The sequence below is a fragment of the Enterobacter sp. PTB genome (assembly GCF_051130085.1).
Taxonomy (GTDB): Bacteria; Pseudomonadota; Gammaproteobacteria; order Enterobacterales; family Enterobacteriaceae; genus Enterobacter; species Enterobacter ludwigii.
Window position 1 is genome coordinate 198,605 of sequence record NZ_JBDKEE010000002.1, and the last position, 12,959, is coordinate 211,563.

The 12,959-nt window shown below is 52.3% G+C and carries 12 protein-coding genes; 8 read left to right on the forward strand and 4 right to left on the reverse strand.

The genetic code is table 11. The features are described from left to right. The first annotated feature begins 6 nt into the window (after positions 1-6). The 7 genes from AAIR21_RS03085 (at position 7) to dsbG (ending at position 7,772) form a co-directional block, all read left to right on the forward strand. Entirely contained in the window at positions 7-2,598 is a 2,592-nt protein-coding gene (locus tag AAIR21_RS03085; protein ID WP_063156443.1) for an AAA family ATPase, read from the forward strand. Positions 2,599-2,826: 228 nt separating this feature from the next. After that, on the forward strand, positions 2,827-3,246 hold the full coding sequence (locus tag AAIR21_RS03090; RefSeq protein WP_063156442.1) for a hypothetical protein: 420 nt from the start codon (positions 2,827-2,829) through the stop codon (positions 3,244-3,246). A gap of 5 nt (positions 3,247-3,251) precedes the next feature. Next, on the forward strand, positions 3,252-3,812 hold the full coding sequence (locus tag AAIR21_RS03095; protein WP_080010525.1) for an RNA polymerase sigma factor: 561 nt from the start codon (positions 3,252-3,254) through the stop codon (positions 3,810-3,812). Positions 3,813-3,899: 87 nt separating this feature from the next. Continuing rightward, on the forward strand, positions 3,900-4,271 hold the full coding sequence (locus tag AAIR21_RS03100) for a hypothetical protein (protein WP_040017533.1): 372 nt from the start codon (positions 3,900-3,902) through the stop codon (positions 4,269-4,271). 47 nt (positions 4,272-4,318) lie between these two features. Further along, positions 4,319-6,352: a protein-disulfide reductase DsbD family protein gene (locus AAIR21_RS03105; RefSeq protein WP_063156441.1), complete on the forward strand. Its 2,034-nt coding sequence runs from the start codon at positions 4,319-4,321 to the stop codon at positions 6,350-6,352. 7 nt (positions 6,353-6,359) lie between these two features. After that, a complete protein-coding gene (locus AAIR21_RS03110; protein ID WP_063156440.1) occupies positions 6,360-6,971 on the forward strand; it encodes a DsbA family protein in 612 nt (203 codons plus the stop codon). A gap of 42 nt (positions 6,972-7,013) precedes the next feature. Next, positions 7,014-7,772: a thiol:disulfide interchange protein DsbG gene (gene dsbG / locus AAIR21_RS03115; RefSeq protein WP_032678179.1), complete on the forward strand. Its 759-nt coding sequence runs from the start codon at positions 7,014-7,016 to the stop codon at positions 7,770-7,772. A gap of 46 nt (positions 7,773-7,818) precedes the next feature. Here dsbG and AAIR21_RS03120 read toward each other — a convergent pair whose 3' ends face one another. The 3 genes from AAIR21_RS03120 to AAIR21_RS03130 form a co-directional block, all read right to left on the reverse strand. Continuing rightward, positions 7,819-9,111, reverse strand: coding sequence for a glycoside hydrolase family 10 protein (locus AAIR21_RS03120; protein WP_025204161.1), 1,293 nt, complete (start codon positions 9,109-9,111; stop codon positions 7,819-7,821). A 7-nt stretch (positions 9,112-9,118) separates the two neighbouring features. Further along, positions 9,119-9,406: a VF530 family DNA-binding protein gene (locus tag AAIR21_RS03125; protein WP_014170105.1), complete on the reverse strand. Its 288-nt coding sequence runs from the start codon at positions 9,404-9,406 to the stop codon at positions 9,119-9,121. A 153-nt stretch (positions 9,407-9,559) separates the two neighbouring features. Beyond that, complete coding sequence (locus tag AAIR21_RS03130) at positions 9,560-11,050, reverse strand: UbiD family decarboxylase (protein ID WP_331703654.1); 1,491 nt, start codon at positions 11,048-11,050, stop codon at positions 9,560-9,562. Between the two features lie 115 nt (positions 11,051-11,165). Between AAIR21_RS03130 and AAIR21_RS03135 the strand changes: the two genes are divergently transcribed. Then, positions 11,166-12,050, forward strand: coding sequence for a LysR substrate-binding domain-containing protein (locus tag AAIR21_RS03135; protein WP_063214437.1), 885 nt, complete (start codon positions 11,166-11,168; stop codon positions 12,048-12,050). On the opposite strand, the gene AAIR21_RS03140 is transcribed toward AAIR21_RS03135, so the two are convergent. Then, positions 12,041-12,952, reverse strand: coding sequence for a LysR family transcriptional regulator (locus AAIR21_RS03140; RefSeq protein ID WP_183516347.1), 912 nt, complete (start codon positions 12,950-12,952; stop codon positions 12,041-12,043). The genes AAIR21_RS03135 and AAIR21_RS03140 overlap by 10 nt on opposite strands. Between the last annotated feature and the right edge of the window lie 7 nt (positions 12,953-12,959).

Below are 12,959 nucleotides of genomic sequence, written 5' to 3' on the forward strand. Positions count from 1 at the left end.
ATTTGTATGACACCTATCGAGAGTATCGCTGAATGGTCTCAAAGAAAACCAGTTTGGTGGAGACACGCTTTAAGATTATCGTTGACTCATGGGGCATTAGATCAAGAATGCTTGAGTGTTATTTTAAAGATAGCAAAAATCGAACATGGTCTTCTTGAAAGAGATGAAGTCTACGAGAGAGCTATAAAGCCTTTGGAATTTACGGGGTTTACTTCTGAGCAAAATGAAGTTTCACTTAAAACTTTATGTAATGTTAAAGGAGTCGGCTTGCTGGCTGACAATCAAACTATAAATTTTCCAGAGCAAGGATTGTTTGTTGTTTATGGTGATAATGGAGCCGGCAAGTCAAGCTATTCAAGTATATTAAAAAACACATGTTTAACCAGAGGAGACTGCCCTCAAATATTAGGAAACATTTTTTCAAAGGAACAAATTCTACCGCAGGCAGAGATTTGTGTAACAGTCAACGGATTAGATGAGATTTTTTTATGGAATAATAATAGTTCCAGCATTGAAGCTCTGAAGTCAATAAGGGTATTTGATGGTTCTTCAGCTAATCATTATATCAATAAGGAAGATGCGCTTGGGTTTAAACCAGTAGGTTTAAACTTATTGGCCGAGTTAGTTAGGGCAGTGAATAGTGTCAGAGCCTACATTGAAGAAGATACAATGGGGAATAATGGTTTTATCAAATTGGATGATTTAAAATCATCTAGCGCTGCAGCAATTTTTTTAAGTGGTCTTTCTGCTGATACACTTGAAGATGAAATAAGCATACATTGTATCACGCCTGAAGAATTAGAAATGATAGAACCTTTAAAAAAGGAAATCTACCATTTTAAATCGCAAACCCCACATACATTAAGAAAGAATTTACAGCAAAGGAAAGCAACGCTAGACCCTCTTGTACTATTTTGCGATAAACTTATAAAGTTACTAGATGATAATGCTATTGAATCACTTGAAAAGTTAAAATTAGGTAAAGAAAAGACTGCGAGTGTATGTGAGGAGTTACGTAAAGCCACCCTTCATAACTTACCTTTTGATAATATTGCGGGTGTAAGTTGGCAAAAAATATGGCAGGCAACACAGCATTTCATTCAGCATGATGAAAAAAAACATTTTCCGATGGTTACAGGGGAATTTTGCCCTATATGTTTTCAGGAAATAAATGATGAGAGCGAAAGCAAAATGGAGGGGTTGTACAAATATTTAAATGATCAATCAGAACAAGAGGCGAAATTGGCTAAGGGCGAATATGATGATGCTTTAAAAAATATTTTAGTTCTTTCTTTTGATATTACTCCCTATAGCGCAGCGATTTCTCTTTTAAATAATGAGTTTCAAGGGTTGGGTGACGAAGTCATTAGTATGATTTCAAAACTCGAAGGAAGAAGAGATATCTTAGTGGGAAGGTTGGTTTTGCCTCATCTTCCATTAATGAAAAGTAGCATTACAAAAATAAAAAATATAATTGAAGGTATTAATGCAAAGCTATTGGCTATTGAGTCGGATGAAGAATTGAATAATTTCATTCAGGCTAAGGAAGTTGAGCTAACTAGCCTGGAAGATAAGAAATATATATTTGATTGTCGCGAAATTATTGTGGTGAATTTGAGACGTCATAAAGATGTTAAAAAATATAATTCCATTCTGTCTCAATGTGGTACTACCACAATCTCTACACTCTCATCGAGTATCTATAGAGCAGGTGTCGTTGAGCCGCTCGTATCTGCATTCAATGATGAACTGCAGAGTTTCGGATTTGATCGTTTTAGAGTCAAGGTTGAATCTCGCAATCGCTCTGGTGTTCAACAATTTAAATTGTCTTTGGCAGATGAGAATAATAACGTCATTGGCGCACTTTCAGTTGCTAGCGAGGGGGAACAACGATGTATTGCTATTGCCAGTTTCTTAGCTGAAATGAAAGCTGACTCTAGAAAATCAGCGGTGATATTTGACGATCCAGTTAATTCACTAAGTCATGAATGGAGTAGTCGGGTGGCTAAGCGATTAGTATTAGAATCGCAAAAACGTCAGGTCGTGATATTAACGCACAATATAGTTTTCTACAAGTTATTGTTAGAGGTGGCTGAAGGGACAAAAACTGATCACTCGACTATAGCACTTGAGCGTTCGCGTAAATTCGCCGGGATAGTTAAAACCTCAGCTCCTTGGGAAGCTATGACTACTCGGGCAAGATATAGCTTTTTAAAAGTGAAATTACAAGATATAAAACGGCTTGAGAAAAAGGATGAAACAACAACAACCGAACTTCGTGATGCTTGCTGTCAGTTTTATAGCTATTTACGTGAGGCGTGGGAAAGATTGGTTGAGGAGAAATTACTTAATAAGGTCGTTACTCGTTTTGAACGTGGTGTCTCTACGCAACGACTAGCAAGATTAATTGATATTTCTCAGTCTGATATAGATAGGGTTGATTATGCTATGTCCAAATGCAGTACTTACTTTAGAGGGCATGACAGTGCTGCTGCCATTGGAGATCCTTACCCTAGTGTAGAAGAGGTTGAAGTTGATCTTAATTCTTTCTTTGAATTCCTAAATGAACTTGAAGAAAAACCTAGAAAGAGAAATTAGCTACAGTGTAAAGCCTCATTATATAAGGGAGGCTTTTAATTAACAATTGGGATGTTTAAAGGTTGCAGCTGTTTAAGCTATTTTGAGTTTAGCTGCAATCAAATGTGAGCGATATATGTTAAAATCCGTAAGCACAAAAAATTTTTATTCTCACCAGCAATATTTACCCGCCTCATCCGTCTACCTCATCACAAGCCATAATCAATCACTGTAAATGAGGTAAACACCATGAGAGATTTCGATATGCACGGAAGAGGGCACGGACGCGGGTTTGGCCGCCACCGTATGGGTAAAGGGCTGGTGATAGGCGCGGTAATCGTCCTTGTGCTTGGACTGGTGGTCATGACCCTGTGGAATGCCTTACTCCCGGCCATTCTTGGCGTGAAAGCCATCGGTTTTTGGCAGGCGCTGGGGATTCTGGTATTAAGCCGGATCCTGTTCGGCGGGCTGGGTTTCCGCCCGGGGATGTTCGGCGCGCACCGTCGTATGCACGAACGCTGGATGAACATGACCCCCGAACAGCGTGAGGCGTTTATTCAGCAGCGTCGCGAAAGCTTTGGTCGCCATGGTCGCGGGCACTGCGGCTGGCACGGTCATCGCGAAGATAAACGCGACGACAGCGCGCCAAAAACGCCGGAAGCAGAGTGAGCGAGATGAAAACCGGGTTGGCGGGAGAGTCATTGCTGATGTCGGCGCTTAATGCCTGTCGCGCCCGGCTGAAAGCCTTTATCCGCGGACGAACGTCAGTGCGCGATGATGCCGACGATATTTTGCAGGAAGTCACCTATCAGCTGATGAAAGTGGAGCAGCCGGTCGAAAACGTCGCCGCCTGGCTGTTTCGCGCGGCGCGTAATGAGATGACCGACCGGGCACGAAAAAAACGTGAGGTCTCTCTTTCAGGATATTTTACCGGGGATGATGATGAGGACTTCCCCGAAGATGAACTGGCGGAAACCCTGTTCGGTGTCCCGCATACGCCGGAGGAGGAGTACCTCAAAACGCTGCTGTGGGAAGAACTGGGCCAGGCGCTGTCTGAACTTCCGCCGCCTCAGCGCGAGGTTTTTGAAAAAACGGAGCTCCAGGGCTACAGCATTAAAATGCTGGCAGAGGAAACCGGGGCCAGCGAGCAGGCGCTGTTATCGCGTAAGCACAAGGCGGTGCTTTTCCTGCGCACGCGACTGCGGGACGTCTATGATGCGCTGACCGGTGACTAATGCCGACAGACAAAACCTTACATTGTCAGGACTTGTAGATTCATCACTATCGTTTATGATCGGGGCGTCTGGTAAATTTGGAACGTTATGCGCAACCGTCAGCTTCTGGGAAAATGGCTTTTGATAATCACATGTCTGGCGATGGCTATTTGCCTGGTGCAGCGTGCGGTTTATCTCAACCATTTTTTGCAGGGACTGGATCCGCAAACGACCCTGATTGCTGATGCCCCGGCTCAAACCAGCGACGCTGAGCCGTCCGGGCCATCGCCGTGTCAGTTAGGCGCACACTCGCTGCTTTGTGCTCAGCCTCTGTTCTTTGATGGTGCGCTACCGGCGATTATCATCTTCTTCGCGCTACTTCAGTTGTTTACGCAAGGGCGGGCATGCGTTCCGAGAGAACAGCCCGTTCAGGCACCGCCTCCCCGAATACACCTCAAAAACTGTGTTTTCCGTGAATGAAAAGCATCGTCACCACACGATAATTTTCACTATTCACGGAGTAAAACATGTTTAACCTCTTCAGGGGATTCGTCTTCCTGTGGCTGTCCTGCATTGGCATTGTCCAGGCGGCGGATACAGGCTGGCTGGTTTCCCCGCAAAACGATCATGCCCGGATCCGCGTTCAGGCGGAAAGGGAGCAAAACCGCATCCTCGCGCTGCTCACCGTTGAGCTGCAGCCCGGCTGGAAAACCTACTGGCGTTCACCCGGCGAGGGCGGCGTAGCCCCGAAAATCACCTGGCCTGCTGGCGTAACGGATGACTGGCACTGGCCGGTGCCTTCGCGCTTTGATATCTCCGGGATGACCACCCAGGGCTATCACGATAAGGTCATCATCCCCATCACCCTCGACGGTGCGGCGGGGGATGCGCTCGACGGGACGCTTACCCTTTCCACGTGCAGCAATGTCTGTCTGCTGACGGACTATAAGCTGCACCTTGATTTTAACCAGCCGGTGGATGAGGGATTCAGCCACGCGTTTGAACGCGCGATGCAGGCCATTCCCGCGACATCTGGCGTGTCCGCAGACCTGTCAGCCTGGTTATCGGACGACAAGCTGATCATTACGGGAACCACACAAGGCCAATGGGACAAGCCAGGGATCTATTTTGACCCGCTGGAAGGCGACATTCTTCCCGGAGAACCGACCCTCAAATCCGACGGCAATCAGCTTCGGGTAACGGTGCCCGTGACTGATGAATGGGGAGATAAACCCACTTCGCTGCAGGGGAAAACGCTGTCGTTTGTGCTCACCAATGGCGATAAAGCGCAGCAAACCGTGATGACCGTCGGGGCAACGGCCGCGGAACCGTCAGCGGCGGGCGTGTCTGAGGGAACCGGCAAAATGGTGCTCTTTGCGCTACTGGGCGGCTTGATCCTGAACCTGATGCCTTGCGTGCTGCCGGTGATGGGCATGAAGCTCAACAGCGTGCTCCATGCGGGTTCAGACAGGCGGATGATCAGGCTCCGTTTTCTGGCTACCAGTGCCGGGATCCTGGTCTCCTTTATGCTGCTGGCCGCAATGGTAACCGCGCTTAAGCTGACCGGTGCCTCGCTGGGCTGGGGTATTCAGTTCCAGAATCCGTGGTTTATTGGCCTGATGGTCGCGGTGACCTTCCTCTTCGCACTCAATCTGTTCGGGGCGTTTGAGATGCTGCTGCCTTCTGCCGCCGCAGGACGGCTGGCAACGGCAGGGGGAACGGGGCTTGCCGGCAGTTTCTGCGAAGGGATGTTTGCCACGCTGCTGGCCACACCATGTTCTGCGCCGTTCCTCGGCACGGCGGTGGCCTTTGCCCTTGGCGCACCGCTGCATTCCCTGTGGCTTATCTTCCTGATGCTCGGCGTGGGGATGAGTTTGCCTTGGTTGTTCGTTGCACTGGTTCCAAAAACCGCCATGCTGCTGCCAAAACCCGGTCGCTGGATGAACGGCCTGAAGATTATTCTTGGCCTGATGATGCTGGCTTCCAGCCTGTGGCTGGTGACGTTGCTTAGCCCGCATCTGGGTGAGGCGGTGAGCCAGAGCGTGATGTTAGTGCTTATCGTCGTCGCTATCGCACTGCTTGCGATGACCGGGCAGAAAACCTCGCCGCTGTTCTGGTGCGTGGTGATCGCGCTGTCAGCCTTTGGTGGGTACCAGCTGCGCGGGTTGCTTACCTCACCGCCTGTAACAAACACCGCAAGCGTCGCTCAGGCAATCCCGTGGCAACCGCTAAGTGAAGACGCTATTCAGGGTGCCCTTGCGCAGGGCAAACGGGTCTTCGTGGATATCTCCGCGGACTGGTGTGTTACCTGCAAGGTAAATGAGCATCGGGTATTGAATCAGCCTGACGTTATTGCCGCGCTTAGCCAGCCGGACGTGGTGGCGCTGCGTGGCGACTGGAGTAAGCCGTCAGCGTTTATCGCCGAATTCCTTGAAAAGCGCAACCGTTACGCCATCCCGTTTAATGAGGTGTACGGCCCGGGCTTCCCTGAGGGGGAGATGCTTTCGCCGTTGCTGGATAAAGACACGCTTATTGCCACCCTGAACAACGCTAAAGGCTAAATGTATTATGAAAAGAATCCTTATTACGCTTCTGCTACTGTTGACCTCTGCGCAGGTGATGGCGGCGCAGACCATGACGCCGGAACAGGAGCAACGTGCACAGAAGATGGTTTATGACTTTCTGTTTAACGACCCGGACTCGCCGCGCATTGGCGCTAAGGATCCGAAGCTCACCCTGGTGGTCTTTACGGATTACAACTGCCCGTACTGCAAGAAATTCGATCCTTACCTGGAAAAGATCGTCGAAAAACACCCGGATGTGGCGGTGGTATTTAAGTTTTTGCCTTTCCGGTCGGAAAGTTCACTGACCTCAGCACGCGATGCCTTAACCGTCTGGCGCGCGCATCCTGAGCTATTTATGAAATTTAACCATACCCTGATGGCCAAAAAGGGATATCACGATGACGCCAGCATTCAGGAGGCGCAAAAACGGGCCGGGGTGAACGTCACAACGCCTGATGATGAGAGCCTGGTGACGATCAAACGCAGCCTGATCATCGCCGAAAAAATGGGTATCCAGGGAACACCGGCCACGCTGATTGGCGAAGGGTTACTCCCGGGCTGGGTTCCTTTTGAACAGTTCGATGAAATGGTCAGTGACGCACTGAAAAATCGTTAACGTGAAGGGGGCGGTTCGCCCCCAATGATCCCGGAGCGGAAAATGAAAAAATTACTGTTACTGTCGGTGCTGGCAACGTCAGGACTGGCTCAGGCCGCTGAAGCGATACCGGATGTGGTGAAGCTCTTCAGCGAGCAGCAGAATATCAAAATCATTAAGAAAATTGATGCGCCAGGGGGCGCGCCGGCCTGGCTGGGGCAGTATCAGGATATGGGCGTTACGCTGTTTTTAACCCCTGACGGCAAGCACGTAATTTCTGGCTATCTGTACGATGAAAAAGGAAAAAACCTGAGCGAAGGCTATTTCCAGAAAGAGATCTACGCCCCGATGGGACGCGAAATGTGGAAGCAACTGAACGCGGCGCATCCCCTGAAAGAGGGGGCGGATAACGCTCCGCGCAAAGTCTTCGTCTTCGCCGATCCGTTCTGCCCGTACTGCAAGCAATTCTGGTCCGAGGCGCAGCCGTGGGTGAAAGCGGGCAAGGTGCAGCTTAATACGCTGCTGGTAGCGTTTCTCAACCCCAACAGTGGGCGTAATGCCTCCGCTATCCTGAATGCGAAAGATCCCGTTTCGGCCTGGCGTGATTACGAGCTTTCAGGCGGGAAAAAATTGCCAAAACCGCAGGGCACTGCATCCCGTGAAACCGTCGACATACTGCAAAAACACCAGACGTTAATGGACAACCTGGGCGCGAACGCCACGCCCGCCATTTATTATCTGAATGCCGATAATGAGCTTCAGCAGGTGGTCGGCATGCCGGATGAGAAACAGCTTGAGGCGATGTTTGGGCCGAAGCCGTAGTAAAAAAACAGGCAGAAACAGGGGGTTTCTGCCTGATATTGACCGGTCAGCTACCCCAGCGTCCGCGCAGGTAGCTGACGGCTTCCTGCGTCTGCGGCTGGTTAAGATAATCTTCGCGGAACAGGATCGTGCCATTCACGTTGGGCAGAGAATCGTTGAGATCGAGCTGTTTTTTCAGCTCCGGCACGCCGCCCTGAACCGTCCAGTCCGGTTCATTTTTCGACGGTTCGCCTACCTTGTAGAACGCAATGCCGATATACAGGCGGGTATGCGTCGGTTTCACCACCTCTGCCCACCATTTCGTCAGCACGTCATAGCGCGCCGCATCCCGGGAGAAAGGCCAGTATATTTGTGGCGCGATATAGTCCAGCAGACCCTGCTGCACCCACTGACGCGTGTCGGCGTAGGATTCATCATAGGCTGCGGCACCGCGCGTGTCTGAGCCTGCCGGGTCGAATGAGCGGTTACGCCATACGCCAGCCGGGCTGACACCAAACTCCACGCCAGGCTTCGTCTGCTTAATGGCCCGGGAGACCTGCACAATCAGCTGCTGCGTATTGTGGCGGCGCCAGTCTGCTTTAGAGGCAAATCCCTGACCGTATTGTCTGAAAGTCTGCGCGTCATTGAGCGCGGATCCCGGTGATTCGGTATAGAAATAGTCGTCAAACTGCACGCCATCAATGGGATAGTGCGCAACCACTTCGGTGACCACCTGCGTTATCCAGTCACGCACTTGCGGAATGCCGGGGTCGAGCACAAAACGATCGCCGGCAATACGAATCCATTCCGGGTGCTGGACATAAACGCTGGAAGGCTGCAATGACGACGTGCGGTTCAGCGCGGCAATAGTCGACGGTTTGGTATTGGTTGAAACACGGTAAGGGTTGAACCAGGCATGGACTTTCATGCCGCGCTTGTGCGCTTCATCGAGCATAAACTGCAGCGGATCGTAGCCCGGGTACTCGCCGATATTGCCGGTGAGCATATCTGACCACGGCAGAATTTTAGACGACCAGAGCGCCGTGCTGTCCGGTTTGACCTGGAAAAACACGGTATTGATACCGAGGTGCTTAAGCTTGTCGAGCTTGTTCGTCAGGGCCTGTTTTTGCATCGCGATACGGTCTTGCGCATCGCGGCCATTCACTGAGGCCACCGGGGGCCAGTCCAGGCGTGAGACGGTTGCCAGCCAGATCCCACGCATCGGCTCGTTAGCCTGCTGGGTCGGTTTGCTCGCGGTTGGGAGAGGCGTTACCAGTGATTTTGGTGGTTTTGAGGAGCAACTAACAAGTAAAAGTGCGCAGGCAGTCAGCGCACCAATCCGTTTTACATGTCGCGTCATTTGCGTTTTAGCTCTTGGTTATCCGACTGTTAGCCCAGGGGTTAAAGGCGGGTTCGTCCGGTTCTGCGATCCCCTCATCATTCAGGGAATCAAGATACAGGGCTTCAACTTCTGCGCGAGCCCAGGGCGTGCGGCGCAGAAATTTCAGGCTCGATTTAACGCTTGGGTCTTTTCTGAAACAGTTAATTTTGATTCGATCGCCCAACTCACTCCAGCCATATCGTGCAACCAGGGCATTGACCTGCATCTCCAGCGTTACGCCATGTAAAGGGTCTTTAGAAAGGTGTGCAGTCATAAGCGTCCGGATGTCTCAGTTCTTGTGGGGTTGGGGTTAACGACGAAAGGGTACAAGAAAGCAGGGGAAGCGGCAATTTCCCTTTTTGCCTGCGATGAAAAACAGAAGAGCGTATGACCCGAAAGCCATACGCTCTTCTGTATCGCGAACGCGCTAGTCGTGTTTTGTGTCAAACAAATCTGGCGCCCACGGACGTGGGTCAACCTCCATAAACGGCGCGCGTTCGAAGCGGTCCTTCAGCGCCCACGGTACCGTGCAGTCGAAGATGGTCTTACAGGAAATGCCGTTTCCGCGAATCGACGTGCTGTAATCCGGCGATTGCGACGGATCCAGCTGGTGGCCGCGGATCCCTGGAATAGTGGTGATGCTGACATCTCCCTGCATGCGGGTGGTCATCGCCCACAGGATGTCGTCGCTGTCGAAAATATCCACGTCTTCGTCGACAAGAATGATGTTTTTCAGCTCGGAATAGGTCGCGAGTGCGATAAGCGCCGCCTGTCCCTGACGTCCTTCATCGGATGGCTGGCGTTTTTTCACCTGCAGAATGCCGAGGAACTTACCGCCGCCCGCGGTATGCGCATAGACATTTTGCAGGAAGCCCGGAATGGCCTCTTCAACGGCATTGCGGATGCTGGCCTCCGTTGGCAGGCCTGCGAGCGTGGTGTGCTCTTCACCTGGCCCCACCAGCGTTTGCAGGATTGCCTGGTGACGCAGGGTGACGGCTTTCACTTTGATGACGGGCAAAGAAGGGTTTGCCTCGCCGCAGTAGCCCGGAAATTCCGGCATTGCATGGCCACTGTTGGTGTGCTGATCTTCTCTAACGCGCACGCCTGGCAGCAGTTCGCCTTCGATAATGATTTCAGCCCGCGCGATCGCTTTCTCTTTTACCGCCACGCCCTGTACCAGTTCGACCGGTTTTTGACGCAGCGCCCCGGCAACGCCCAGTTCGTTATAACCAAACGGCGTCGTGGGCGCTTCAAAGCACGCACCGATATAAATCGCCGGGTCGAGCCCCATGTTGATCGTCACCGGCAGCGGTTTTCCGGCTGCTTCAGCCTTTTTACGAAAGACCTCAATGTGGCGCCCCGCGGCCAGGAACATGGAAAGCTCATCGCGCTCCTGAATACAGAGACGGTGAATCGTGACGTCAGTCAGCGAACTGTCTTCCGGATCGCTTGCCAGTACCAGCCCCAGACAGAAGAACGGGCCAGCATCAATCGGCGTATTTGTCGGGGCCGGAAGCAGTTTACGCAGATCAAAATCAGGATCGTCAGCGTAGAATACCTGCTCCTGGCAAGGGGCCTGCGATGCCGGAACGACAACCGGCGCGATCGGGTTTTTCACGGCCTGACCGACGTGCTGCGCGAGCGTCGAGGGTTCACATCCCAGAAGGAGTGCCGCTCTTTCCCGGCTGGCGTGCATGCCCACCAGGATACGCGAATCCGGATAGCCTTTAACGTTATTGAACATCATGGCCGGGCCCGTTCGGGTAGGGCGTTTCACCGTGCCGCCCGCACCAATATGTCGATAAACACCCGCCAGCTCTGCGTTGGGATCGACCGGATGATCCGTTTCAATATACTGTCCTTCATGGCGTTGCAGTAACGCGATGGCACTTCTGAGATCGTTGACTGGGCTTTCCATTTTTTCCTCCCGTGTTTGCATGCCTCCATTTTTATGGCAACAGCCCATAGCATCAATTGCATCATTACTGCTATTTTGATAATAAATTTATTATCAAAAAATCCAGGGAAGCGTTATGCAATTTCGTCAGATGCGTAATTTCATTGTCGTTGCGGAAGAACTTCACATGCACCGGGCTGCGGAGCGCCTGAACATGGCACAACCCGCGCTGAGTCAGCAGATTAAAACGTTAGAGGAACGGTTAGGCGTTACGCTCTTTAGCCGGGCGAATCGTCGTTTAACCCTGACGCCGGCCGGTGAAGCTTTCCTGGAGAAAGCCAGGCTGGCCATCGCCCTGACGGAACAGGCGGTACTGGACGCCAGACAAACGGCGAGGGGGGAGCAAGGGGTGTTGAATCTCGGGTGCGTATCGAGCGCCATGTTTGACACCAGGCTGCCTGCCGCGCTGCGCCAGATGCACAGTCGGTGGCCTGCCATCACCATGTCGCTAATGACGGGGAATGTGCAGACGCTCTATACCGCCGTGCAAAGCAACCAGCTGGATGTGGCCATCATCCGGGCGCCGCTGCCGTCTCTGCCTGACGACCTGCAAAGCCGCCCGTTTACGTCCGAGAAAACGGTGCTGGCACTCTCTTCACAGCACCCTCTGGCGAAATCGTCCGCGCTTACGCTCGCCTCGGTGAAAGATGAAAAATGGATCTCCCTGCGCGACCCGGAGGGAATGGGCCTCGAACAGTACTTCTATGACGTTTGTTACGTCGCAGGTTTCCAGCCTGAGGTGGTACAAAACGCCACCGACGTACCTACTGTCATCAGCCTGGTCTCTGCGGGGTTTGGCATGGCGCTATTGCCGGCCTCGGCCAGGGCAGTCAGCGTGGAGAATGTCGTGTACGTCGACATCATTGACAGGCTCAGGGAAAGCGAGCTGAAGCTGGTGTGCCACCGGATCATTCGCTCAGAGGTGTTAAAGAAATTTCTGCACACCCTCGATCACATCTGACGTCCCGCGGCCAGCAGCAGTTGCTCGCGCAGCCAGAGGCTTGCCGGATCCTGACTGTTTTTCGGGTGCCAGTACATGCTGATGGTAATCGGCTGCAGCGGCAGCGGCGGGGGAAAGATATCCAGCGTCGAGGCAAAGCGTTGCAGCATACGTTCCGGTAAGGTGCAGAGCAGGTCCGTGCTGGCGACAAGTGGAGGTGCCATGGCGTAGCTCTGCGTGGACATCACCACGTTGCGCTGATACCCCAGTCCGCCCAGGGTTTGATCCACAAAGCCGGTAAACGGGTCACCCTCTGAAGAGACCACCAGATGAGAGCGCGCGCAATAGTGCTCCAGATCCAGTGGCCCGACACCGCGGGGGTGGCCTTTTCGCTGGGCTGTTGCAAACTGGTCATCGAAAAGTTTGCGTCTGACCCAGCCGTCGTGCGCGCCGGCGCTCACACCGATATAGGCATCCACATCACCCTTTTCCAGCTGCTGTGGCAGGGTTGCCATTTCTGGCAGCGCGAATCGCAAGCGGATCCCCGGGGCATGGGCCCGGAACTGATTAAGCAGTTCGGCACCCAGCATCAGGGCCGGATTTTCATGCAGGGCAATCACAAATGTCCGCTGGCTGGTTTGCGCATCAAAGGTGGTGGGAGCAAACATCGCGTTAATGCCCCGCAATACGGTCATGACCTGCGGTCGCAGCGCTTCCGCTCTGGGCGTGGGCAACACCCCACGTCCATGTGGGGAAGGGATAAACAACGGTTCGCCAAAGAGCGAACGCAGGCGCGCCAGACGGGCGGACATCGCGGGCTGGCTGATGCCGAGCCGCGCGGCCGCATGGGTGATGTTCTGATCCTGGAGCAATGCATCCAGCGTCAGGATCAGGTCGATATCCATCTCAGCAACGGGCGTCATCGTGTTA

What these genes read in the sequence shown, in the direction of transcription:
- AAIR21_RS03105 (WP_063156441.1), top strand. Translation starts at nt 4,319, where the DNA reads ATGTTTAACCTCTTCAGGGGATTCGTCTTCCTGTGGCTGTCCTGCATT.
- AAIR21_RS03090 (WP_063156442.1), top strand. Translation starts at nt 2,827, where the DNA reads ATGAGAGATTTCGATATGCACGGAAGAGGGCACGGACGCGGGTTTGGC.
- AAIR21_RS03130 (WP_331703654.1), bottom strand. Translation starts at nt 11,050, where the DNA reads ATGGAAAGCCCAGTCAACGATCTCAGAAGTGCCATCGCGTTACTGCAA.
- AAIR21_RS03140 (WP_183516347.1), bottom strand. Translation starts at nt 12,952, where the DNA reads ATGACGCCCGTTGCTGAGATGGATATCGACCTGATCCTGACGCTGGAT.
- AAIR21_RS03100 (WP_040017533.1), top strand. Translation starts at nt 3,900, where the DNA reads ATGCGCAACCGTCAGCTTCTGGGAAAATGGCTTTTGATAATCACATGT.
- dsbG (WP_032678179.1), top strand. Translation starts at nt 7,014, where the DNA reads ATGAAAAAATTACTGTTACTGTCGGTGCTGGCAACGTCAGGACTGGCT.
- AAIR21_RS03120 (WP_025204161.1), bottom strand. Translation starts at nt 9,111, where the DNA reads ATGACGCGACATGTAAAACGGATTGGTGCGCTGACTGCCTGCGCACTT.
- AAIR21_RS03135 (WP_063214437.1), top strand. Translation starts at nt 11,166, where the DNA reads ATGCAATTTCGTCAGATGCGTAATTTCATTGTCGTTGCGGAAGAACTT.
- AAIR21_RS03110 (WP_063156440.1), top strand. Translation starts at nt 6,360, where the DNA reads ATGAAAAGAATCCTTATTACGCTTCTGCTACTGTTGACCTCTGCGCAG.
- AAIR21_RS03125 (WP_014170105.1), bottom strand. Translation starts at nt 9,406, where the DNA reads ATGACTGCACACCTTTCTAAAGACCCTTTACATGGCGTAACGCTGGAG.
- AAIR21_RS03095 (WP_080010525.1), top strand. Translation starts at nt 3,252, where the DNA reads ATGAAAACCGGGTTGGCGGGAGAGTCATTGCTGATGTCGGCGCTTAAT.
- AAIR21_RS03085 (WP_063156443.1), top strand. Translation starts at nt 7, where the DNA reads ATGACACCTATCGAGAGTATCGCTGAATGGTCTCAAAGAAAACCAGTT.